General features: G+C 44.3%; 16 protein-coding genes. 13 read left to right on the top strand and 3 right to left on the bottom strand.

The features are described from left to right. Positions 1 to 23: 23 nt before the first annotated feature. Positions 24 to 1,343, bottom strand: coding sequence for a sensor domain-containing phosphodiesterase (locus tag B5D26_RS08405; protein WP_078745292.1), 1,320 nt, complete (start codon positions 1,341 to 1,343; stop codon positions 24 to 26). 300 nt (positions 1,344 to 1,643) lie between these two features. After that, on the bottom strand, positions 1,644 to 3,599 hold the full coding sequence (locus B5D26_RS08400; RefSeq protein ID WP_078745291.1) for a methyl-accepting chemotaxis protein: 1,956 nt from the start codon (positions 3,597 to 3,599) through the stop codon (positions 1,644 to 1,646). 392 nt (positions 3,600 to 3,991) lie between these two features. On the opposite strand from B5D26_RS08400, the gene purU reads away from it, so the two are divergent. The 5 genes from purU (at position 3,992) to B5D26_RS08375 (ending at position 9,201) form a co-directional block, all read left to right on the top strand. After that, complete coding sequence (purU, locus tag B5D26_RS08395; RefSeq protein ID WP_078745290.1) at positions 3,992 to 4,846, top strand: formyltetrahydrofolate deformylase; 855 nt, start codon at positions 3,992 to 3,994, stop codon at positions 4,844 to 4,846. 159 nt (positions 4,847 to 5,005) lie between these two features. Continuing rightward, positions 5,006 to 5,413 (top strand): CBS domain-containing protein, encoded by a 408-nt coding sequence (locus B5D26_RS08390; protein ID WP_078745289.1) that lies wholly within the window; start codon positions 5,006 to 5,008, stop codon positions 5,411 to 5,413. Between the two features lie 313 nt (positions 5,414 to 5,726). Further along, on the top strand, positions 5,727 to 6,836 hold the full coding sequence (locus B5D26_RS08385) for a BamA/TamA family outer membrane protein (protein WP_078745288.1): 1,110 nt from the start codon (positions 5,727 to 5,729) through the stop codon (positions 6,834 to 6,836). A 103-nt stretch (positions 6,837 to 6,939) separates the two neighbouring features. Continuing rightward, positions 6,940 to 7,611, top strand: a complete 672-nt coding sequence (locus tag B5D26_RS08380; RefSeq protein ID WP_078745287.1) for an energy-coupling factor ABC transporter permease — start codon at positions 6,940 to 6,942, stop codon at positions 7,609 to 7,611. Between the two features lie 111 nt (positions 7,612 to 7,722). Further along, on the top strand, positions 7,723 to 9,201 hold the full coding sequence (locus B5D26_RS08375) for a M48 family metalloprotease (RefSeq protein WP_078745286.1): 1,479 nt from the start codon (positions 7,723 to 7,725) through the stop codon (positions 9,199 to 9,201). Positions 9,202 to 9,270: 69 nt separating this feature from the next. Here the strand turns inward: B5D26_RS08375 and B5D26_RS08370 are convergent, their stop codons facing one another. Next, entirely contained in the window at positions 9,271 to 10,536 is a 1,266-nt protein-coding gene (locus B5D26_RS08370; protein ID WP_078745285.1) for a 6-phosphofructokinase, read from the bottom strand. Positions 10,537 to 10,836: 300 nt separating this feature from the next. On the opposite strand from B5D26_RS08370, the gene B5D26_RS08365 reads away from it, so the two are divergent. From B5D26_RS08365 to B5D26_RS08330, 8 genes are all read left to right on the top strand, one after another. Next, on the top strand, positions 10,837 to 11,706 hold the full coding sequence (locus tag B5D26_RS08365; protein ID WP_078745284.1) for an MbnP family copper-binding protein: 870 nt from the start codon (positions 10,837 to 10,839) through the stop codon (positions 11,704 to 11,706). Beyond that, positions 11,707 to 12,897, top strand: coding sequence for a methanobactin export MATE transporter MbnM (locus B5D26_RS08360; RefSeq protein WP_139776632.1), 1,191 nt, complete (start codon positions 11,707 to 11,709; stop codon positions 12,895 to 12,897). A gap of 10 nt (positions 12,898 to 12,907) precedes the next feature. Next, positions 12,908 to 14,092, top strand: a complete 1,185-nt coding sequence (locus tag B5D26_RS08355; protein ID WP_139776631.1) for a hypothetical protein — start codon at positions 12,908 to 12,910, stop codon at positions 14,090 to 14,092. Positions 14,093 to 14,360: 268 nt separating this feature from the next. Beyond that, complete coding sequence (locus tag B5D26_RS08350; RefSeq protein ID WP_078745282.1) at positions 14,361 to 15,671, top strand: ferritin-like domain-containing protein; 1,311 nt, start codon at positions 14,361 to 14,363, stop codon at positions 15,669 to 15,671. Positions 15,672 to 15,713: 42 nt separating this feature from the next. Continuing rightward, positions 15,714 to 17,552 (top strand): LodA/GoxA family CTQ-dependent oxidase, encoded by a 1,839-nt coding sequence (locus B5D26_RS08345; RefSeq protein ID WP_078745281.1) that lies wholly within the window; start codon positions 15,714 to 15,716, stop codon positions 17,550 to 17,552. Continuing rightward, a complete protein-coding gene (locus B5D26_RS08340) occupies positions 17,530 to 18,720 on the top strand; it encodes a tryptophan 7-halogenase (RefSeq protein WP_159445623.1) in 1,191 nt (396 codons plus the stop codon). The genes B5D26_RS08345 and B5D26_RS08340 overlap by 23 nt, the downstream gene beginning before the upstream one ends. Further along, entirely contained in the window at positions 18,713 to 19,786 is a 1,074-nt protein-coding gene (locus B5D26_RS08335) for a peroxidase, FMP-type (protein WP_078745279.1), read from the top strand. Before B5D26_RS08340 ends, B5D26_RS08335 begins: the two co-directional genes overlap by 8 nt. A 385-nt stretch (positions 19,787 to 20,171) precedes the next feature. Then, a complete protein-coding gene (locus B5D26_RS08330; protein ID WP_078745278.1) occupies positions 20,172 to 21,803 on the top strand; it encodes a BCCT family transporter in 1,632 nt (543 codons plus the stop codon). Positions 21,804 to 21,909: the final 106 nt, after the last annotated feature.

The raw sequence follows: 21,909 nt of genomic DNA, 5'->3' as shown, positions 1-21,909 counted from the left end.
TAATAGGTCAATACATTAATGGTTTATTGTAAGTTAATAATCAACTGGCCCTGTTGTAATAAATTACCTGCGGCATCAACGCTGCGAGAGTCTACATCACAGCACAGTACAAAGGTTTGGCCGTTCATGGTAAATGCTAGAGAAAAGGTGACATCAATACTTGCATCGGGTAAAGCCAAATAAGGGCGAGAAATATAGACTCTACCCGGTGCTTCAATGGCTCTCTGAAAGTATTTTCTTCTGGCCCAATTAGCGCCTTGAGCTTGTTGTAAGGGGTGATAGCGAGCCAGTGCCGCAGAGTTGTCTGAGGCGATGGTTTGCGTCAACTGGTAGCCTTCATCATTTAATAAAAAGATACGACGACAGCCCAGTTGGGTGAGTAGACCAATACAACAAGATTCAAAGCTGTTGCCTAAACGAATTAAATCAGAGCAAGCTGTCAGCATAGTTTCAAAAATTGTCAGCTGGGCATGAAAATTCTGCCGACCTGATTTTTGCTGCAATGCATATTGATGGTGCAATCGGCTAATTTGTATCGGTAAGTCTTCTCGATCTATGCCGTTTAAAGAGGGTTTTGCAAAGAAAAAGCCTTGCACCATATCAGCCTCTGTATCCATTGCTAACAGCGCTTCCTCTTCGTTCTCAATACCTTCAATCAATACTAAGGATTCTGTTTCTCGCAATAAACTAACCAAGCGAGGGAAAATCCGGCGCGCCCTTGGTTGTTGTTGTGCGTTACGGATCATTGAGCGATCCAGCTTTACAATATTGGGATTAATCTTCCAAATTCGATCAAAATTGGATTGGCCTGTCCCGAAGTCATCAATAGCGACTAGAAACCCTGCGTCTCGAAAAGCCTGTACAAACTCTGCCAATAGCAGCTCGTCATGTACGGCATCTTCTAAGATCTCTAGTACGATTTGCTCAGGACGATAACCATGCAGCGATAACGTTTCTTTAATACGTTCGGCATCCATATTGCTTTGCCGGATCTCTTCGCCACGAATGTTTAGAAATAACCAGCGTCCCTCTGTACCTATAAACTTGAAGTTCATTAAGTGTAGGGCGCGGCTCAGTCGGTCTAACTGGGTTATTTGGGTAGCACTATTACAGCGCCCAAATAGGTCCAGCGGTGAGCAAGGCTGATCCTGTGAATTTTTAGCACGCAAGAGCGCCTCATAGCCCACTACCCGTTGATGAGTCAAAGAGATAATAGGTTGATAATGGCTTTCAATACTATATCCGGCGAAATGGCCGCGATAACGCTCTTTATCGCGTGAAACACGGCTAGGATGGGTGCCAAGGCGACGAATATGGTCTGGAATGATCAAATGTGGTGCCATAGAGATGACTGCACTTTCAAAGAAATAACACTCTACTGAAGCAGAATATAGGCCAACTTTAAAAATTCTGTAAGGCTTAACAGAGGGCGGGTTGAGAAAAATAGACTATAGGTGCAAAACCCTAGGTATTATCAGGGTGTTAGTAAGTGTTAATTGAGTGGGATTGGTTGTAGATCATCATGGGTAAGCTTAAAGCCTACCCATAGAAAGTAAGATCTAGTTCATGGAGCGCCCTGAAATGGGGCGTCTTATTTAAGCATGGTCTTCATTAGTGCAGCTTCTTGCATAAAGTTTTGCAGCCTAAAGCGTGAAGCGATTTACCAAACCTTGTAAGCGGACGGAGGTATTGGTTAGAGACTGACTGGCTGCTACAGTTTCAACCACGGCATGCATGCTCTCTTCTGCAACACTGCGAACACTGGCTGCACTTTGGTTGATCTCTTCCGCTACTTTGCTTTGCTCTTCAGCGGCACTCGCAATTTGTAAGGTCATATCATTGATAATGGCAACAGTGCCATTAATATTACTCAAGGCAATCTGTACATTTTTGGTGAGCTCAACACTGGTGTCTGTGATTTGACGACCTTGTTGCATCGCTTCAACTACTTCATTAGCGCCTTGCTGTAAGCGGGCAATCAATTGATGGATTTCACCAGTCGATTGTTGTGTACGCTGTGCCAATGATCGAACCTCATCTGCAACTACGGCAAAGCCTCTTCCTTGCTCGCCTGCTCTAGCGGCTTCAATTGCAGCATTCAACGCCAGTAAATTGGTTTGTTCAGCAATAGATTGAATCACCTCAATAATAGAACCAATATTTTGCGTTTCTTGCTGTACGGTATTTAGCCTTTGTTCGGTCAGGCTGACACTGTCATGTAATAAGCTGATGTTCTTAATAGCAGAGCTGACTAATTGATAGCTTTGGTCAGCTTCTTGACGAGCATTTTCTGTTGAGCGTGCAGTTTCTTGCGTGCTAGCTGCAACTTGTAAGGCGCTGGCGGTCATTTCGGTTACTGATGAAGAAAGCTGATCAGCCTCAAGTTGCTGCTGTTTTGCTCCTCGTCCTGCTTGCTCTGTCATTGCAGACAGCTGGATAGATGCGCCACTGATCTCATGACTTGCACTTGAAATTGACTGAATCATCTCTTTAAGGCTTTGGCCTGTTTGAAGCAACGTCTGTTGCAATTGGCCTATTTCATCTTTACTGGTTTCCATTGCCGAAAGCTTCAAATTACCTTGAGCGATCTGCTGTGCGATTTGAACTGCAATTTGTAAGCGATGATTAATAGTACGAGAGAACTTGATTGATAACAGGGTGCCAATCACCAAGGCCGCCAGCGCGAGCAGAGCCATCCATTGCACGGCTGATTCATTATTATGCTGAAGTTGTGGGCCGAGTAAGTCTTGATCCTTTATAACAGATAATTTGACCTGCTCTATTTTATCGGCAATCACAGGGCCGACTTGTTCTACTTTGGTGTTTAATAGCTGATTTTGCTGCTCAATAATAGCCTGCACTTTATTCATTGCACTTAAGTAATCATCCTTTAAGGTTTTAAATTCTGCAATTAACTGCCGTTGGTTTTGGGTCAAAAGCAGTTCATCTAGTGCCTGTAAATCTGAGAAAACAATCTGAGTTAACTGCTGCTGAGCGATTTGAAAATCTGCCTTGTTTTCAGAGTCAAAGTACTTCAATAGGTATAAACGACCCAAAATAAGGTTTTCTTGCAAGTTGCCAGCAAGATGAGACAGTTCGGCATCACCGGCCAAATAGGCTTGTTGGCGAATATCGCTAACCACTTGTCGCATTTTGGGACCGTTAACACTTAAAATCTGGTTAACGGTGTTAGCACGATCCTCAATAAGCTGCACAATCTGCTCAACAGACTGTTCGTAATTTTGAATCAGTGGCCCAATGTCCTTTATTAATGCAGCACGCTCAGGTTTTTGTATCTCAACCTTAGCTTGATCAAGAAAGCCTTTCATCGCATCCAAGCGCGCTTGGTAATGGGTGAGGGATTCAGGGTTATGAGTAATTAAGTAGCCTTTAAATTCTGCCTGAAACATCAATAAGTTTGCTTGTAAGCGGCCTGCAAGGTTACTGTCTCTTGCTAACTCTCGGTATGTGTCAAAGCCTTTGTCTGATCGAGCAAGACCTTGATAGCCAGCAAAAGAGGTGATCAGTAATAAAGTCAAAACTAAGCCGAAACTTAGCATCAACTTATGGCTGATTTTAATGTCGTTAAAAGCACTCATTACAGTGTTACCTATGTAGTTTGAATAATCCTTTAGATACCCCTAGCCCAATGTGTAGAGCCTCAAGGGTTGTAATCTGAACTTTATATGACTCAGTGGTCGCTATAAAGTTCTTGATAATAGTTATCATTTAAGCAGGATAATAGGGTTTTTAGACTATTTTTAAAGGTAGCAAAGCAGAGAGGTGCACTTAATTCATGCACAGTAATAGATTGCAGTGTAAGTAAAGTATTACACCTCTGTTACGTCAGCATTGGATTTTCTGTGTAATATGAATTGTGTAAGACTTTTGATGCATCGCACATTGAATGTTGTAGAATGCTGGCCTTGCATTTTTTCATGGTTAAATCGTCAGGTATTTAATATCTGCGCTCAATAGGTTAAATAGCGTTATGGAACGGACATACACACTGGTGATTTCATGCCCTGATCGAGTGGGTATTGTGGCCAAGGTCAGTAATTTTTTGGCGATGTACGGCGGTTGGATTACAGAAGCTAGCCATCATTCAGACTTAATGGAAAATTGGTTTTTTATGCGCCACGAGATTCGCGCAAATTCAATTCCATTCAGTTTGGCAGAGTTTCGCAGTGCATTTGCACCTATTGCCCGTGAGTTTGAAATGGACTGGTTTATTTCTGACTCTGAAGAGAAAAAGCGTTTGGTATTAATGGCCAGTAAAGAGTCACACTGTTTAGTGGATCTGTTACACCGCTGGCAAAGTGGCGAACTTAAGTGTGAAATTCCATGCGTCATATCCAATCATGAAGACTTTCGTGAGTTGGTTGAGTGGCATGGTATTGAGTACCACTACGTGCCCGTTGATAAAGACAACAAGCAAGCCTCATTTGACCAAGTTGAGGCGCTGGTCGATGCCGCTAATGCAGATTGTATTGTACTGGCGCGTTATATGCAGATCCTGCCGCCTAATCTGTGCAGAAAATACAACGGTCGCGTGATTAATATTCATCATAGCTTCTTACCTTCTTTTGCTGGGGCTAAACCTTATCATCAAGCTTATGAGCGTGGTGTAAAGCTGATTGGTGCTACTTGTCATTATGTTACTGAAGTATTGGATGCAGGCCCAATTATTGATCAGGACATTCAACGTGTCAGCCATCGTCACAGCATTGAAGATATGGTGCGTTTAGGCAAAGATGTTGAAAAGGCAGTTTTAGCGCGCGGCCTACGCTGGCACATAGAAGATCGCGTCATTGTTCACGCGAATAAAACAGTGGTGTTTAACTAAGCCCAATACCCGTACTTTCCATATTTATCACTCGATTTACTGGACATTAAGCAAGGCTGATCTTTAATTAAGGTAAAGGTAACCGTTTTACAGTGTGTAGGGTGTTTGACTACCACTCGTAAAACGGACAAACCTATACTAAAGCTAAGGAGTATAGCCATGTTAAAGTCTGTTCGTGTCAGTGATTACATGCCCAGCCAGCTGATTAAATTCACGCCTGAGATGAATATCTTTTCTGCTATAGACAAAATGCTAGAACACAAAATATCTGGAGCTCCAGTTGTTAACACTAAAGGTGAGCTAGTTGGTATTCTTTCTCAGTCAGACTGTTTAAATAATGTCATTAAAGGTAGCTTTTATGAGCAGTCAGGTGAAACAGTTGCACACTATATGAGTGCTGAAGTGGATACTGTTCGGGGAGATGACGACGTAATCTCCGTTGCCCAAAAGTTTATTCGTAATCGCCGCCGCCGCTTCCCTGTTTTAGACGAGAATGGGCGTTTGTTGGGTATGATTACCTCTGCCGACATCTTACGTGTTGTGCGTGACTTTGCTGAGCATCGTTAAAATACAGTGCTTTGGTTGTAAGATATATCGTACATCCTTAAGTGCTTATCACCTCTATTGTTTACACGAGTGTTTCTTTATTCTGAACGCTCTCGGGGAAATGTAGAAAAGCGCAATGGATGCGAGTTCAAGGATAGAACTGTTATCGAATATATGTAATGTATGTATAGAGGGCCTCCATGGAATGGAGGCTTTTTTTTGCCTTAAAGTTTGTAACCCCAAGTTTGTTAATAAAATCACGCCCAAAGATCCTATTTCCCCATAATCTCGTATACCATCTAGTACTCAAATCTTAACAGGCTCGATTTTGCTTATGTCGCAATCTATTTTTACACGCAAATCACGGCTTTTGAGCTTATGCCTCTCTTTGTCATTAGGCTTTAGCGCAACAGCTACTTGGGCTACAGAGCGCATCATTGTGCCCATTGTGTTTTACACCCCTGACACAGGCGTTGCAGGTGGCGCCTCTATAATCTGGGTAAAACCTTATGAGGAAGCCAGTAAACCGCGTAAAGATAGCTTAAGTACTTTTATATTTCTTACGCAGAAAGGCCAGTCGATGTTTGCGACCAGTGCCAACAAATTCCTAGATCAAGGCAACTGGCTGCTCACCCCTTCTATTGCCCTTGGTTTGTCCAATAGTAACCACTATGCTTTTGGCGCTACAGCTCCGGCCAACTCGCTAGAAAAATATGAATCAGAGTTTATCAAACTCAAACTGGGTGCAGGCAAACAGCTTTGGCAGGATACTTTTCTAGGCCCAGAGCTGGTATTGGAAAGGTTAAATTATACAGACCTAAATAAAGCCCCTCAGCTCAGTGCTTACTTGAATCAGCAAGCAGAACCCAATTCACAGAGCCTGCATGGTTTGGGAATACGTTTGAAGCGTGACACCAGAGACAGCAGCTTTTATCCAACCCAAGGGGTGTTAAGCCAGTTTGCTTTACGCCGTTTTGATCGCGCTTTAGGCAGTGACTTTAACTATGATCGCTTTGAACTAGAGCACCGCCGCTATTTACCCATGGGCGATAAGTCTGTACTCGCAATACAAGCCAAAATAGATGTCGCACAGGGCAATACCCCTTATAGCGACTTACCCACCCTTGGCGGAGCAAACAGCTTACGAGGTGTATTAAAAGACCGCTATCGTGATAATGCCGCCTTGTCGACCCAAATTGAATGGCGTCAAATTGTTTCAGCCCGCTGGGGCTATGCTGTATTTATGGGTGCGGGTGATGTGTTTGATGGACTTAATAACACGCGTTTTACGCACTTAAAGTATGCATTCGGTTCAGGTTTGCGTTATGCGCTTAACGACCAAGAGAGAATTAACCTAAGATTAGATTTAGGCTATGGTGGCGCGCTTGGTTCAGCAGAAGCAGACGGTATGAACATGTATATTCAGATTACAGAGGCATTTTAACCTTTGATCTATTGTCCAGTTGCAACTATTTAAGCCCCTGTCTTTGCTAGCCTAAAGCCTCTGTATTGATGTTGCTGTTTTTGTGCTTAAAGGTGGGTTGCTTATGAATTTCTCTGCCGTTGGTATTGAAGGGATATGGGTTTGGGTGGCAAACATCCTGTTTGGGTTAGCGTTACTATTGGCCTTTATATACGCGCGCTGGCGAGAACTCATGCAAGAGACCTCATTCCAGCATGTTTACCTTGGGGCAACGGTTTTTGTTTTACTGTTGTGGCAGATGAAAGCCGATATCACAACGCTCGTCAGCATACACTTTTTAATGTCGACCACTTTAACCGTTATGTTTCGCTGGCCGCTGGCTATCATCGCCAGTTGCTGCGCACTAGTAGGGCTATGCTGGACAGGCAAAGCACCTTGGTATCTGTTTGGAGTGAACGGCCTGACCACCGCAGTAGTACCCGTATTCGTCAGTCATTACTTATTCAAGCTGGCAGATGAAAAGCTACCTGATAATTTCTTTGCGCTATTTTTTGTTGGTGGGTTTTTCACCAGTGCCGCAGCCGCGTTGTCTTCAGGACTGTCGCTAATGATTGGCCTTTGGCTAGGCTCAAGTAGCTGGGATTTTGAGCGCATATCAAGCGAATATTTTTTATTTCTACCTATGATCCTACCGCCAGAGGCAGTAGTTAACGGTATGCTGTTAAGCTCAATGATGATTTACAAACCGCAGTGGGTTAAAAACTTTGATTACCATCGTTATTTTGATAACAAATAGCGACATATGAAGCAATGCAGGCTGGTGGCTCACACCGTTAAATGAACTTTTTCTTATCAATAAGCTCTTTATACTGGCTATGTAAGCGTTTTTCAGAGGTTGATTATTACTATGCTAGTGAATAAGCAATATGGCAAAAAGTGGCTGCACTTAGCAGTAGGTTTGTGTGCGCTATTCGCTGCAAGTTTTACGCTACCTGCTAACGCCGTGATAACAGATGAGCTACCCAGTATTGGCAGCAATCAACCTGACCGAGTTACGGTGAATCAGGAATTTGAACTAGGCCGCACTTGGCTTCGTCAATACAGAGCCAGCACATCGGTAATCGGTGATCCTATCGTTCAAGACTACTTAGAACAGCTAGTCCGAAAACTGGCCGTTGAAAGCAACTTATATGAACGGCGTTTAAACGTCGTCGCAATTAATGCCAAGACAATCAATGCCTTTGCCGTTCCCGGTGGAGTGATCGGTGTACACAGCGCCCTGTTGGTAAAAGCTTCTGATGAGTCTATGGTTGCCTCAGTATTGGCTCATGAGCTGGCGCACTTAAGTCAACGCCACTACGCTCGACGTAAAGACAGTGCTGAAAACCAACAAATGCCATTACTTACCGCCATGCTTGCAGGGCTTGTACTTAGCGCTAATGGCCAAGCTCAAGCGGGTACGGCCGCTATTTTAGGCTCTCAAGCTGTGGCTATTCAAAACCAGCTTCAATTCAGCCGTCAGCATGAAACTGAGGCTGATGCCGTTGGGTTTCAGGTGCTTAGTAAAGCAGGGTTTGACAGCGCAGGCATGGGTAAAATGTTTGAGTTGCTACAAACAGAAGCCCGTACCAATGGGGGCAGTGCGCCAGAGTTTTTACTCACCCACCCGCTTACAGAAAGCCGTATCGGTTTTGCACAAGAGCGTGCACAGCAACAAAACAGCATCACTAATTTTGCACAGCTAGACTTTCAACTGGTACGAGTACATAGCCTGTTACTACAAACAGAAGAGGCACAACTGCCTGCTGAGCAAGCACGACTGTTAAACTCTGTTCCAAACAGCCTCAAAGCAAGTGTCAGCCTATATTTAGATATTCTATTGGCGTTGCATCAACAAAATGCGGCTAAAGCTAAGGCCTTAGCCGAACAGTTAGCTTTACAGCCTGACCACCTTTATTTTCGCTTATTAAAAGCTCGGGTACTGGCGGCGAACAATGAAATAGGCGCGGCAATCAATTTGCTACAGCAGCAACTCAGCGTAACCCCTGAAAACTACCCAACCAAAAGCTTATTGGCATATCTGCACCTACAGTCGGGGCAAAACCCTCAAGCCATAGCGCTTTATCAAGCAATGTTAAAGCAGCGTACAGAAGACCCTATCTTATGGCATAAATTATCAGAGGCAGCTAAGCAAGCAGGTGATTTATTAACCGTATATCAGGCCAATGCAGAAGTGCATCAACTGACAGGCAACCTACCTCACGCCATGGCAGAGCTAAAACTGGCAAAAGAGTACGCCAGTAATGACCCACTGACCCATGCACGCATTAGTGAACGCTTAGAAGTGTTGCAAAAAGTGTATAAGCAAATGGATAAAGGGAGATAAGCCGTAAAGGCAGAGACTGATAACAAAAAACCACCGCACATGCGGTGGTTTTTGGTAGATAAGCGAGAATTAAGCTTTAAATTCTGGCAGCTTTTTCTCAGCCAGTACGTGCTGTAAACGCACGTATTTAGGTAGGCCTGTTTTCTCATCGTATGGTAGATCTGCTTGGCCGCGAATCAATGGCTCAAGATATTCACGGCACTTGTCGGTAATGCCAAAGCCATCTTCAGTGATAAAGTCACGCGGCATAAACTTCTCAACGTTAGCCACTGATGACAACGGTGCTTCTTCAATCGTCCATGCAAATGGCGCATTGCTGGTGCGAATAATGGCTGGCATTACGGCATTTTTGCCGGCAACTGCCATTTCAACCGCTGCTTTACCTACGGCATAAGCTTGCTGTAGATCTGTTTCAGATGCGATATGACGCGCTGCACGTTGTAGATAATCAGCAACTGCCCAGTGGTATTTATAACCTAGCTCTGCACGTACCATGTTGGCTAAAGTGGGTGCAACACCGCCTAATTGGGTGTGACCAAATGCGTCTTTAGTACCAGCATCAGCTAAGAATGTGCCGTCTTCGTAATGCGCACCCTCAGATACCACGATTACGCAGTAGCCGTTGTCTTTAACAGACTGATCAACTTTTTTCAGGAAGGCCGCTTTGTCAAAAGCGATTTCAGGGAATACGATCAGGTGTGGTGGCTGGCCTTCAGCTTGTTGCGCCAAGCCGCCTGCTGCTGCAATCCAGCCCGCATGTCGACCCATTACTTCAAGGATAAATACCTTGGTAGAAGTTTCGCACATCGACTGAATGTCTAAGCCTGCTTCCATTGTTGATAGTGCAATGTATTTTGCAACAGAGCCAAAGCCTGGGCAGGTATCTGTAATCGGCAGGTCGTTATCAACGGTTTTAGGCACATGAATCGCTTTGATTGGGTAGCCTAGCTTTTCAGAAATTTGCGACACTTTTAAGCAAGTGTCTGCTGAGTCGTTGCCGCCATTGTAGAAAAAGTAACCGATGTCGTGAGCCTTAAAGACCTCAATAAGGCGCTCATATTGCTCACGATGAGTATCAATATCTTTTAGCTTATAGCGGCAAGAGCCAAAAGCGCCGCCAGGAGTGTGACGTAGTGCAGCAACATCATCGGTAGAGATGGCATTAGTGTCGATCAGCTCTTCAACCAATGCGCCAATAATACCGTTATGGCCTGCGTAAACAGTGCCAATTTTATCGCTATGTTGACGGGCGGTTTCGATTACGCCGCAGGCGCTGGCGTTAATAACTGCTGTAACACCACCAGATTGTGCGTAAAACGCATTTTGCTTGCTCATCGCTGAATCAGACTCCTGAGAGAGGTCGCTCAAGTTAGATTGAATGCGGAAACGAGAGATAAGCCCGTTACCCCGCGAAAATGGCGCTAATTGTACTCTAAAACGAGCTGATTTGCATAATTAGCAACAAGCTTTTTATCAATTTTATCTACGGGAGCTACAGCCTTATCAGGTTGACAATATAAAGTTTTAGCCTGAGGTTTTTTGTCGCAGAGACATTTTGTCGCGCGACAAAATGTCTAATTTGTCCATTTTTTTCAATAGGATAGCATTCCCCGCAATCAAACAAAGGGGTGCAATATGAATAAAAACTACAAGCTCTTGTTAACCACGCTTATGGCTTCGTCGTTACTGACAGGCTGCTTAGGTAGTAGCAGCTCAGACGACGACACGACCACGACCACGGGCGCTACAACTCAGGATGTTAACATTCGTTTTGCGGCTAAGGTTGCCGACCAAAACGCCAGTTGTAATGATACTTATGCGGGCTTAGGCGTTAACAGTAACGCCAGCGTTCAATTTACTGATTTCAGACTATATGTGCACGATGTTGCACTACTTGATCAAAATGGCAATGCTCAAGCCGTTAGCCTGACATCTGATGGTGCTTGGCAAACTGATCGTGTCGCGCTATTAGATTTTGAGACTGGTGAAAGCGGCTGCGCTAATGGCAATAGCCAAACCAATATGATCTTAAAAGGTAAGGTGGCAGCAGGTAGCTATACTGGCATCACCTTTAAAGTGGGTGTTCCGCAGGAAGACAACCATCAGGACTCAACTAAGGCACCTTCACCGTTAAATGTATCCAGCCTGTTTTGGAGATGGCAATCGGGTTATAAACATGCACGTATTGATGCCAAAGTGAACGGTACAACAGACTGGTTCTTCCATTTGGGTAGCACCGATTGTACAGGTGACCCCACCCAAGGTGAGGCAGTAACTTGCGGTGCACCAAATCGGCCAACGATTAGGTTAATGAATTTTAATGCTGAAGCTAATCAAGTGATTCTGGATTACGCCCAACTGGTTTCACTGACAGACTTGGCTAACCCTACAGAAAAACCTAATGGCTGCATGTCGGGCAAAACTGATGCTGATTGTACAGAGGTGCTAAAAGCAATAGGGCTTAATGAGGGTACACAGCGCGTCTTTAAAGTAGGCAGTTTGTAAATGCTGGCTGCGCTTTCTCAATTTAAACGCAGCCTTAGCCTGCTGCCAGTAGTATTACTGGCAGCTTGTGGTGATGCTGACTGGCAACATACTGAATATGCAGCAAGCCAAAGTAGTTTTGACTTTAGGTTGCCTGCGGGTATTCCTCAGCCTTTTGTGCCCGCTAATAATCCGATGACAGCTGAAAAGGTTGAGCTAGGCCGACATCTGTTTTACGACACGCGTTTATCCGGTAATCAAACACAATCTTGTGCCAGTTGTCACTTTCAGTCTTTGGGCTTTGCAGATGGTGTTGCCGTACCAACGGGTTCAACAGGCGAAGTATTAAGCCGTAACTCCCAAGGTTTGTTGAATGTTGCTTATAACGCAACCTACACCTGGGCCAATCATTCGTTGCTCAGTTTATTTAGCCAGCATCAAGTGCCTTTATTTGGTGAGTTTCCGGTTGAATTGGGTGTGAACGATGCTAATCAACAAGAAATTTTGACCCGCATCAGTACCGATCCTCAGTACCAGTCGCTTTTTGCCGCGGCTTATCCTGAAGTTGAAAATCCTTTTCAATTTACCGCTATCAGTCAGGCAATGGCTTCTTTTATTCGTTCGATGGTGTCTTTTGAATCGGCCTATGATCGCTATGAACGAGGTGATAGCAGTGCGCTAACCGAGTCGCAAAAGCGTGGTATGGCAATGTTTTTTGATGAAAAAACAGAGTGCTTTCACTGTCATGGTGGTTTTAATTTTTCCCAATCCACTTTGCATAATCAAACCGTCTTTTTTGAAGCGCCTTTTTTTAATAATGGGCTTTATAACTTAGATGGTTTAGGGGCCTATCCAGAGGGTAATCAAGGGTTATTTGAGCTAACAGGCAAAGTTGAGGATAAAGGTAAGTTTCGCCCTGTCTCTTTGCGCAATATTGCAATAACCGCACCCTACATGCATGACGGTTCGTTAAGCAGCTTAGAAGCCGTGATTGATTTTTATGCTGCGGGTGGGCGCAAGCCAGCCGTAGTTAACGGTCTAGAAACAGGTGATGGCCGTTTGAATCCGAATAAAAGTGGTTTTGTCAGTGGTTTCACATTAACCGATCAGGAAAAACAAGACTTGTTGAGTTTTTTACAGGCGCTGACCGATGAGCATTTTAATCAAGATGCTCGCTTCTCTAATCCATTTCAAAATGCCAAGTCTGAGTAAGGTGTCTGCAATGTTTTCAAGATTATTGCTCTGTATGTTTGCCGCCTTAGGATTAAGCCAAAAGGCTTTTGCTCATGGAACAAAAGTGTCAGTGCCTGAGTTCGGGTTAGCCATTGATTTAGCTTTGGAGCAAGCTGCTTTTGCTGATGCGCCTTCGGTCATTCAATCTATCCCTATGCCTCTATTTGATAAAGCCGCAGCACCAGTGAGTGGCCTTAACTCAGCGGAGCTATCCTTACAGTTGACTGCCTCACCGATGCCGAATTGGTTGATATTGGCTAAAGTAGGGCATCATTCTCATGGTGCTAGCACAGATAAAAATCTGGTAGTTGAGCAGGGCTTTGTACAGGGGCAGTTATTCAAAGATAGCCCACAAACTTTTATTACCTTGGGGCGCTTTTATTCCGCCGCAGGCTTTTATAATCAAGTGGGGCACTCAGGTAATGCTTACCATCTTGCGCCATTGGTCTATCAAAGTCATTTTGGTGAAGAGTTGCTAGATGATGGCATACGTTTCAATCATCATCTTACCCGTCACGCTGAAGTGGGTGTTGAGCTACTCAGTGGCCAAAATAATATTTCGGGTGATCGCTTAAGCTCAGGAAAACCTGCGGTTGTGTTATTTATGCAGCAAAACCTTTCCAGTCTTCTGGGCAGGAACGAGGCATTGGCAGCCTCAAATGCTGGCTGGTCTTTGGCATATTTACAGGCCGATCAGCAATTAGACAGCACCAATACAGGGCATAGCCATACGGCAGACTTGAACTACCAGCTTTCAGGTAAGCTCAAGCAGCTTAGTCTTGCAGGGTATTGGCAAATCAATCAATGGCACCTGATTGCAGAGCTGATTGCCCGAGAGCAAACAGCAGACATCATAACCAGCGATCAGTTTTTGAAAGTTAAAGATAGAAGTTATGGTGGTTATTTATGGGCAGGTTTTGATCTGAGTGATAACTGGCAATTATCAGGGCGCTATGATCGAGTCACCTATCAAGCCAACAGCTATGGACATCAAGCATTATTAACCGCTCTAGAGTTACCTGTTGTACAAAACCCAGAAAGCTTAAGTATGCAGCTGACCTACCTGCCAGATCGTCTACAGTCTTGGTACGTTGCAGGTGGGTCATTCAAAAATACTGAGCAGTGGTATATGGCTTTAGGCTATCAGCTGGTGTTTTCAAGAGAGTTGTTTTAAAACACAGGGCGGTTAGCTGGCCGCCTACCTCTCAATACAATCTTCCTTAATAAATCCTCCTCGAAACCTAGGGCAAAACTAGTAAAGGCACAAAAAATACAAGGGTTTTCCCTAGTTGTTTTACCTTTCTGCATATTGCTTCATATGAGACGTATCAGAGATGTGCTGACGTCCTGTATAACTTTAAGTGTATAGGCTCTATAGCCACTCTGATTGGGAATAGTTAGATAGGAAAACTCTCATATTTGTAAAGTTAAGGAAGAATACTATGCTGGCAACTGCAACGCCTAAGCACTCCGCAGCAGGGGAAGGACTCGTCTACAGCCGTTTGGCTTTTGCCCAAAAGCCAACATTACTTAAAGCCATTCAGACTGCAATTCAAGTAGAACTCAGCACCATACCTGCGTATTACACTGCCTTGCTATCAATGAAAGATACTGCCAGCGATGCTTATCGTTTAACACGTAGTGTTTTGATGGAGGAAATGTTCCATGTGTATCAAGCTTGCGGCCTACTAATTAGCATTGGCGGTAAACCTATTTTGACAGGTGATGCGGTGCCTACTTACCCAGGATATTTACCTGGCTTTGAGCATAGCGCCATGCCCTATATCGCATTACGTCGTGCTTCTGTAGAAGTATTCAGTGATGTTTTTATGGTGATTGAAAAGCCGGGTGTTGATGGTCCTCCTTTAGAAGGAGAAGGATTTGAAACAATTGGTCAATTCTATTCAGCTATTGCACAGGGTATTAATGACTTTGTGAAATACACCTATGATGAAAACATTAAACAATGGGTTGAGCTTTCCCCTGAAGAGCAGCTGAAGGCGGAAGCAGAGCTGTTCAAGCAAGATCCTGAAATGACGCAGTGGCAAGATTTTTATTTTGGGAAGTTTGGTGGGAAATACGTCAAGGTGACGAATCTAACGTCAGCTGCAGCTGCTATAAATGAAATTGTTAAGCAGGGTGAAGGAGCCATAGCACCAAATGAAATTCAGTCAATAATGCCTTTTGAAAAGTATGGTGTTTATAACCATTATGGTGAGCGTGTCGACGGCACTTTTGGCCCTATTTTGGGTACAACTATAGAGCTCTCTCACTATTATTCATTCCAGAAAATTGCTCAAGGTAAAGTGCCATTCCCACCGACATACGCCATTACTAGCGAGCCTGATATCAATGCTTATTTGAATGTTAATGCTAAAAAGCTAGCTCAGGCATTCAATGTTTTTTATAGCACATTGATGCGTAGCCTCCAGCAATCCTTCTGTAGCGGCGAAGACAACAATAATCTTTTCTTTAAAGTCGCGATTACGATTATGCACAGCATCGTGCCCGTTTTAGGTTCTAGCATTATGCAACTGCCGACAAGGGAGAATGGAGACTCATCGGTTGGCCCTAATGCAGCACCAACTTTTGAGTATGTACCAGAACTTTTTTCACGAGGGATCGAACTGATACAAGAAGTAGTTGGGGCTCTGCCACCCTCTCGATCTGGGGCGCCATTAAAAGAAGTTCTAGAGGGAATATTAGCCTCCGCAAGCCATATCGAAGCTCTATGTGATCAGCAATCTATCTAATATCCCGCATATTGCGGTTGTGCAGAATAAAAGGAATTTATCATGGCGATGAATAACAGCTATATATACAAAATATACCCTTCTATCGGTATCGCTCGAGTAGGTACGAGTGAAGAGTTCTATCTTGGCCCAGAAACATCTGCTGGTATGCCTTTAACTTGGCCGGAAGCGGTGCCAGCGACTAGCGAAGATATATTTCGGGATCAAAATGGTGATATGAGACGACAAGCAGCTCGCTTTAAAATTTACCGCTATAAGGAAGGTTGTGAGCATGAAGCAGAAGAAGTTACTTTAAATACGCCAGGCGTGCATAAGATTGAGTGGACTGTGCATGTGGCAAATAAGAAGTCTAGTTGGTATGAATATCAAACCAATCCAGGTGAATTACCATATAGCCCTAATCATCCTCTGAGAAATCCATCTATTATAGAGGCTGAAGTACGTCAAAAGACATTGATAACAGACCCTGGAAAGCGTCAGATCAGTGGTCGTAGTCAGCATGGTCAGCAGTATACTTTTTCTAAAGCAGGAGCCGCTGATCAATACTGTTCATTTCCGCCAGAAAATATCAAGCCATTCACAATTGAAACGCTAGGTGAGTGCCAAACGGATGATCACGGACGTCTACTCGTAGTTGCGGGATATGGTCGCTCAGGTTCGTCTAGCCCATCTGGACCGATGATTAAACAATACGCCAACAACGATAGCTGGTGGGATGATACGGCTGATGGCCCTATTCACGCTACAATTACCCTGCAAGAAGATGAATCAACACCAATTTATGCAGACTCTGCGTGGGTTATCTCTGGTGTGCCTTCTTATGCCCCACAAATTGAAAATATGGTGACGCTGTACGATACAATGTACGACACAAGCATTTGCCGCATGGGAGCTGATGAAAGAATATTCAAAGACAACTTATGGCAGTCTGGCCCTGAGGGTTATTATCCAGATTTCAATACCGAAATTAGGCCTATCTTAGAACGTGGTGAAAAATACCCTTGGGTTGCTGCGATTCCACCAAAACCACACCGGTTTGACTATAGCCGCTTGGGCAACCCTGATAAAACCTACAACGGTTTACGTCAATATATTCTAGATGTGATGCGTGCACCTGAGTCAGTAAATGAAATTGTTACGTCAGAGAACGGTGCAACTCTGATGCCTTATTTATGTGGTGATGGCAGCATTAATAGCCAACAGTATATGGCTAATTTCTTAACCGTGACTGGTACCCAATATTTTTTCTTAAAACAGTGGGCACAAGGCTATTTCACTAATCTCCCAGATAAAGCCACACGGCATCCAGGAGAGGTGTTAACTAAAGCTGTTTTGGATAACTGTGTGGGAGGTGCCTTCTGTCCCGGTATAGAAATGACATGGGTATCACGTATACCTCAAATTTACAGTGAACCATTCCGAATTAAAGCGCAAAAAGATTACTCAGTGCCGCTCTCGCTTGGTCTGAACTACGATGCAGGAATGCAACCTGGTGATATCACTCGCTATATGGCCATTCCGTGGCAAGCAGATTTCAATGAGTGTTCATCACAACCTGTGGGTAAACGTTATATGTGGTGGTGGCCAGCCCAGCGCCCAGAGTTTGCTTATTTACCTGATGCGAGTATTACTGACCCTGTGGAGATGCAGCTAAAAGGCAAGCAGGTTGCATGGGTGGGCATAGACTTCGATCAAAGTGCTGGTAACTATATCGCATTTTCTGACGACCTAGAGATGGTGAATCATTGGATGCAGCTAGGGTTTATCTACAATGCCAACCTAGGTAAAAGTCAGGATGGTAAACCTCTACCGCCTCTATTTGTCGAGGTTCAACGTACGCTACCAAGAGCCAATGCAGATGACACAACTATCAACGGCTGATGTTGTCATTGTTGGCGCTGGTCCTGCTGGAGCCGCCGCTGCGATTGCTTTACGCAACGCTGGCGGAGGCTCCGTCATCTTATTAGATGATAAAGGTTTTTCTCAAAAAAACAGTGAACCTCGCTTCCATTATGGTGAGTCAGCTAATCCAAGTGTACGCCTCCAGTTAGCATTGTTAGGTCTAAGAACAGACTTAGAGACCCTCGGTCATATGGTCTGTCGGGGTAGTTGTAGTGTATGGGGTGAGGATTCTCTAGCTTATAAGGACTTCCATACGATGCATCATGGATATGGCTGGCATCTGGATAGAGCCACTTTTGATAGCTGGTTGATCGAGCAGGCCTTGGAGAAAGGTGCAAGTATTCAAAAAGGCGTCAGGCTAAATAATATCACACCTTTACAACTCCAAGTCGGTCGTGAAAAGTGGCAACTTAACTTAAGCAATGGAGATCATATTCGTACAGCATTTGTGATTGATGCAACTGGACGAAAGGCTTTTGTCGCCTCCAAGCTCGGAGCAAAGTGTCATCACTTAGATCGCTTGGTTGCTGTTGCGCTTACCTTGAACGACTCAGGCTCAGCATTGCTTCAGCATCGGTCACTAGTTGAATCGGTGAGTGATGGCTGGTGGTATGCTACAGCAATTCCTCAGGGTCGCTCTGTGGTGATGTTTATGAGTGATTCAGATTTACTTCGAGACCTTGATGTCTCTAATAGAGCAGGCTTTATTGCTCACCTCAGCCAAACAAGTTATATAAGCAAACACATCAACCTAGAATCATTACAAGCTTTTGATTCACCTAAGCCAGATATTGTCGGAGCAATCTCGCAATATACCGACCCTCCTATTGGAGATGATTGGATGGCAATAGGTGATGCCGCAATTGGATTAGACCCGCTGACCTCATCAGGTATCAGTAGCGCCCTTGAAGATGGCTTTGTTGCTGCACAAGCCATTGTTGCTAAGAACGCAGGCAATAATGAGCCAATGGCAATGTTTTCTAATCGAATCGCTCAAGCTTGGCAAACCTATCAGCATCAACGCCGAACATATTATCAACATGAGTTCCGGTGGGCGCATCATGCTTTTTGGCAGCGCCGCCACTCAGCTGAAGTAAATATACCCAGTCTTTCATTAACCTCAACAGAGGATGTTCAACATGGTTAATCCTGCACCGCTATACACACCTGAAGTACTTACCCAGCCAGCTGAGTATGGTGTTCTAAAGTTGCTAGAAGGCACTTGGGTTAATTACAACCCAACTAACAACAAGACAGGTTGGGGGTTGCACACAACCTGTATGCCCTCACCTGGCAGCAATCCTGCTACGATTCCTGGAAAATTTCACTTTCTTTGTGAAGACTACACAGAAGAGCTTACTTTTGATTTAGTGAAAGGTGGTATACGTAATAGAGGTGGTGCAAATGAGCAGTTTTGTGGCGCCGTTAAATACAATCAAAGTATTCAGGATCTAACAGGTAAAAGTTTACACGAAGAGAATGGTATGTATCTGTGGCTGAATGAGTTATATACCCATCCAGCAGACAATGAATCCATTATGACGGATATTGGCTTTCCAGAGCTATCATCAGGTGATGGCAGTGATGGCCCTGTATTTATCCCTCCTTACAGTGTTTCTCGAAGTGGTACAATTCCTCACGGCAGCACCATTAGCCTTTTAGGGAAAGACTTTTCTGAAGAAGGTAAGCCACAGTTCCCTTATGGTGATGCTGCTTGGGATTTTAATCATCTTGCAATCTCCCCGAGTATGGGAGGGGCTGGTACAACGCCAGGGCATCCTATAAATCTTGATGAACCTGCACCTGAATGGGTTCATGATCAGGGCTTGCCAGACAGAGACCCTAGTGGGAATACGACTTACACTCAGCGTATCCTCGCTCATCCACTATACCCTTACTCAGTTCGTCCTGACCTTCGTTTACGTGATGCAATACAAGATCAAGACATTACAAGCTATAAGCTAATTACAATGTCTACACAGAAAACTGGTGGCCCTCAAGGTGGTATATTGAATACGCCATTTGTGCAAAGGCACACACCTGTAACAGAGATGTCACTTCGTATTTGGATTGAAACTGTGATGGAGAATGGAGAGGAGATTCTACAGCTACAGTATGAGCAAATTCAGATTTTCGAATTCCAATTTGGTACGGATGGCGGTACAACTCGGTGGCCTCATATTCAGGTTAATACCTTGCGCAAGAAAATATGAGTGACAAATCGACAATCAATTAACCTCAAAACAGCATTAAAAGTATAAAGGACTTGCACCCAAGGCCAAAACTAATCAAAGGTTTATGGCTTTGGGTTACCCATCACTGTTTCTGTATCAATCTACCAGCAAGACTTTTAAACCGAAAAAATGCCAGAACGTGCCGAGACAAATCTTTTAGAAAGCAGAATTACTTGTGCTATAATGATTAGACATGTAAATAATCTGTTGTCTTCTCCCTCTGTGTTTTTCTTCTATCTTGATGACTTTGCTATTCCTTCATTCACTGCGTTAAAGCTGTTTTATGTTGTGTCAGTTAGAGCCGTTAAATAGCCGCCAGAGTACAGAGTAGAAGCGACATACTTCTCTTCATAAGGCTAAGTTCATGAGTGATAAAAACGATATTATGACGCCTGACGGTGAGGTAAATCCGATCAATACGGATTATCAAATCGGTCAGGATAATGTCGCATTGCAAATTGGGCCTTTCGGGCTTGATATTCACAACCGGGTTTTTATGATTTCCGGTTTAAGTATTGTGGTTTTTGTTCTGCTGACATTGATATTTCAGTCTCAAGTTGCACCTATTTTTGGTGCAGTGCGCGCTTGGTTAACCACTAACCTAGATTGGTTTTTCATTAGTGCTGGTAATATTTTTGTTCTGGTTTGCCTATTCTTAATCTTTTCTCCAATGGGAAGGGTGCGTATTGGTGGCACCGAAGCTACGCCTGACTACACCTATGCAGGTTGGTTTTCGATGCTGTTTGCCGCAGGTATGGGGATCGGCCTGATGTTCTATGGTGTATCTGAGCCTCTGTCTCACTTTGCATCGTCAATGGGTGGCACCACTATGGAGAATGGCGTTCGCACCGACTGGGCACCCCTAGGTGGGGCGGCTGGTGATGCCGAGGCTGCGTCATCTCTGGCTATGGCTGCAACGATCTATCACTGGGGTTTGCACCCTTGGGCGATCTATGCGGTTCTGGCCTTAGGTTTGGCGCTGTTCTCTTTTAATAAAGGCTTACCGCTGACTATGCGCTCTGTTTTCTACCCGCTATTGGGTGAGCGTATTTGGGGGTGGCCGGGTCACATTATTGATATTCTTGCGGTGTTTGCGACATTGTTTGGTCTGGCAACCTCTCTGGGACTAGGGGCTTCACAGGCAGGTGCGGGGTTGAATTATCTGTTTGATGTGCCGATGGGGACAACGACTGATGTATTGCTGGTAATAGGTATTACTGGTCTGGCGATGGTATCTGTATTGGCAGGTTTAGATGCAGGTGTTAAGCGCCTGTCCGAAATCAATATGATTTTGGCGGCTCTATTATTGCTATTTGTGATTATTGTTGGCCCCACCCTCGCTATTTTGACAGGCTTTGTCGGTAATTTATCTTCTTATCTGCAACATTTACCAGCGTTGGCAAACCCCATAGGGCGTGAAGATGTTAACTTCGCATCTGGTTGGACTGCATTTTACTGGGCATGGTGGATCTCTTGGTCTCCTTTTGTAGGTATGTTTATTGCTCGTGTTTCTCGTGGTCGTACTGTGCGTGAGTTTATGATCTCTGTTCTGTTGATACCTTCTCTGGCTTGTGTGCTATGGATGACAGCTTTTGGTGGTACAGCGATTAGTCAGTTAGTGAATGATGGTTATCAGGCTGTAAGTCAGGCTGATCTACCAATTAAACTCTTTATGATGCTGGATACCCTGCCTTTGTCAGAGATCACCTCTTTGATTGCCATTGTTCTGGTTATTGTATTTTTCGTGACCTCTTCTGACTCTGGTTCTTTGGTTATTGATGCAATCTCTGCTGGTGGGAAAGTAGACTCACCTAAGCCTCAGCGTGTTTTTTGGTGTACGTTTGAAGGTTTGGTTGCAATTGCACTGATTTTGGGTGGCGGACTTACTGCGCTACAAGCGATGGCTGTTTCAACGGGCTTTCCGTTCACAATAGTGTTGTTGGTAGCTTGTGTGTCAGTTTTGAAAGGCTTAGCTTCAGAGCCTAGATCAGTGTAAATTTTGCCTAACCTAACAGGTGAGGCTTGAAAGGAAGATAGATCCTAAAGGGCAGAGGCGTATCGTGCGCTCTGCCCTTTTTGTTTTTAAATGATCTGCTTTTAAA

Source organism: Oceanospirillum multiglobuliferum (assembly GCF_900167095.1).
Lineage (GTDB): Bacteria > Pseudomonadota > Gammaproteobacteria > Pseudomonadales > Halomonadaceae > Oceanospirillum > Oceanospirillum multiglobuliferum.
Note: the sequence above shows the minus strand (reverse complement) of the source record. Positions and strands in the feature narration are given on the sequence as shown.